This is a genomic window from Staphylococcus sp. EG-SA-2, from assembly GCF_017152085.1.
The window spans coordinates 1-3,028 of record NZ_JACYHC010000562.1 but is presented as its reverse complement, the minus strand read 5'-3'; the positions used below and the strand labels follow the sequence as shown (position 1 = coordinate 3,028).

Below are 3,028 nucleotides of genomic sequence, written 5' to 3'. Positions count from 1 at the left end.
AATTGGGAGCGGCCTCAGTATTCTTAGGAACAATGATCGTTGTTGGAATGGGACAAGAAAAAGAAGCTGCAGCATCGGAACAAAACAATACTACAGTAGAGGAAAGTGGGAGTTCAGCTACTGAAAGTAAAGCAAGCGAAACACAAACAACTACAAATAACGTTAATACAATAGATGAAACACAATCATACAGCGCGACATCAACTGAGCAACCATCAAAATCAACTCAAGTAACAACAGAAGAAGCACCAACAACTGTGCAAGCACCAAAAGTAGAAACCGAAATGAAATCACAAGAAGATTTACCATCAGAAAAAGTTGCTGATAAGGAAACTACAGGAACTCAAGTTGACATAGCTCAACCAAGTAACGTCTCAGAAATTAAACCAAGAATGAAAAGATCAGCTGACGTTACAGCAGTTTCAGAGAAAGAAGTAGCGGAAGAAGCTAAAGCGACAGGTACAGATGTAACAAATAAAGTGGAAGTTACTGAAAGCTCTTTAGAAGGACATAATAAAGATTCGAATATTGTTAATCCGCATAATGCTCAAAGAGTAACTTTAAAATACAAATGGAAATTTGGAGAAGGAATTAAGGCAGGAGATTATTTTGATTTCACATTAAGTGATAATGTTGAAACACATGGTATATCAACACTGCGTAAAGTTCCGGAGATAAAAAGTTCAACAGAAGATAAAGTTATGGCAAATGGTCAAGTTATAAATGAACGTACAATTCGCTATACATTTACTGATTATATAAATAACAAAAAAGATTTAACTGCTGAATTAAACTTAAACCTATTCATTGACCCAACAACAGTGACAAAGCAAGGGAGTCAAAAAGTTGAAGTAACACTAGGTCAAAATAAAGTCTCAAAAGAATTTGATATCAAATATTTAGACGGCGTTAAAGATAGAATGGGTGTTACTGTTAATGGTCGTATTGATACTTTGAATAAAGAAGAGGGTAAATTTAGCCATTTTGCATATGTGAAGCCTAACAACCAGTCGTTAACTTCTGTCACAGTAACTGGTCAAGTAACATCTGGATATAAACAAAGTGCTAATAATCCAACAGTCAAAGTATATAAACACATTGGTTCAGATGAATTAGCTGAAAGTGTTTATGCAAAGCTTGATGATACCAGTAAATTTGAAGATGTGACTGAAAAAGTAAATCTATCTTACACAAGTAATGGTGGGTACACATTGAACCTTGGCGATTTAGATAATTCGAAAGACTATGTAATTAAATATGAAGGTGAATATGATCAAAATGCTAAGGATCTAAATTTCCGAACACATCTTTCAGGATATCATAAATACTACCCATACTATCCTTATTACCCGTATTATCCAGTTCAATTAACTTGGAACAACGGTGTTGCATTTTACTCTAATAATGCTAAAGGCGATGGTAAAGATAAACCAAATGATCCTATCATTGAGAAGAGTGAACCAATTGATTTAGACATTAAATCAGAGCCACCAGTGGAGAAGCATGAATTGACTGGTACAATCGAAGAAAGTAACGATTCTAAGCCAATTGATTTTGAATATCATACAGCTGTTGAAGGTGCAGAAGGTCATGCAGAAGGTATTATTGAAACTGAAGAAGATTCTATTCATGTGGATTTTGAAGAATCTACACATGAAAATTCAAAACATCACGCTGATGTTGTTGAATATGAAGAGGATACAAACCCAGGTGGTGGCCAAGTAACAACTGAGTCTAACTTAGTTGAATTTGACGAAGAGTCTACAAAAGGTATTGTAACTGGCGCAGTGAGCGACCATACAACAGTTGAAGATACGAAAGAATATACAACTGAAAGTAATCTGATTGAATTAGTGGATGAATTACCTGAAGAACATGGTCAAGCACAAGGGCCAATCGAGGAAATTACTGAAAACAATCATCATATTTCTCATTCTGGTTTAGGAACTGAAAATGGTCACGGTAATTATGGCGTGATTGATGAAATCGAAGAAAATAGCCACGTTGATATTAAGAGTGAATTAGGTTATGAAGGTGGCCAAAATAGCGGTAATCAGTCATTCGAGGAAGACACAGAAGAAGATAAACCTAAATATGAACAAGGTGGTAATATCGTAGATATCGATTTCGACAGTGTACCTCAAATTCATGGTCAAAATAATGGTAACCAGTCATTCGAGGAAGACACAGAAGAAGACAAGCCTAAGTATGAACAAGGTGGTAACATCATTGATATCGACTTCGACAGTGTGCCACAAATTCATGGATTCAATAAGCATAATGAAATTATTGAAGAAGATACAAACAAAGATAAACCTAATTATCAATTTGGTGGACACAACAGTGTTGATTTTGAAGAAGATACACTTCCAAAAGTAAGTGGTCAAAATGAAGGTCAACAAACGATTGAAGAAGATACAACGCCGCCAACACCGCCAACACCAGAGGTACCAAGTGAGCCGGAAACACCAACACCACCAACACCAGAAGTACCGAGTGAGCCAGGCGAACCAACGCCACCAAAACCGGAAGTACCAAGTGAGCCGGAAACACCAGTACCACCAACACCAGAGGTACCATCTGAACCTGGTAAACCAGTACCACCTGCTAAAGAAGAACCTAAAAAACCTTCTAAACCAGTGGAACAAGGTAAGGTAGTAACACCTGTTATTGAAATCAATGAAAAGGTTAAAGCAGTGGCACCAACTAAACAAAAACAATCTAAGAAATCTGAACTACCTGAAACAGGTGGAGAAGAATCAACAAACAAAGGTATGTTGTTCGGCGGATTATTCAGCATTCTAGGTTTAGTATTATTACGCAGAAATAAAAAGAATAACAAAGCATAATTAAACAAAAATTGACGGGTTTATTTCATAAATTATATGAAGTAAACCTGTTTTTTTAAAATTAAATCAAATTTCCCAAGAAATAATTACATACTCAATGACACTATGAAGGCGTTCTAATTAGTGTTAAAATGACGTTGATACATAGATTTAATACTTAGGAAAAGGAGCACATTAAC

The 3,028-nt window shown here is 35.8% G+C and carries 1 protein-coding gene; it reads left to right on the top strand.

Annotated elements, in window-relative coordinates:
* The first annotated feature begins 2 nt into the window (after positions 1-2).
* The gene (gene fnbB / locus IDG60_RS09595) at positions 3-2,849 is read left to right on the top strand and encodes a fibronectin-binding protein FnbB (RefSeq protein ID WP_223808652.1); all 2,847 of its coding nucleotides are present in this window, start codon (positions 3-5) and stop codon (positions 2,847-2,849) included.
* The last annotated feature ends 179 nt before the right edge of the window (positions 2,850-3,028 follow it).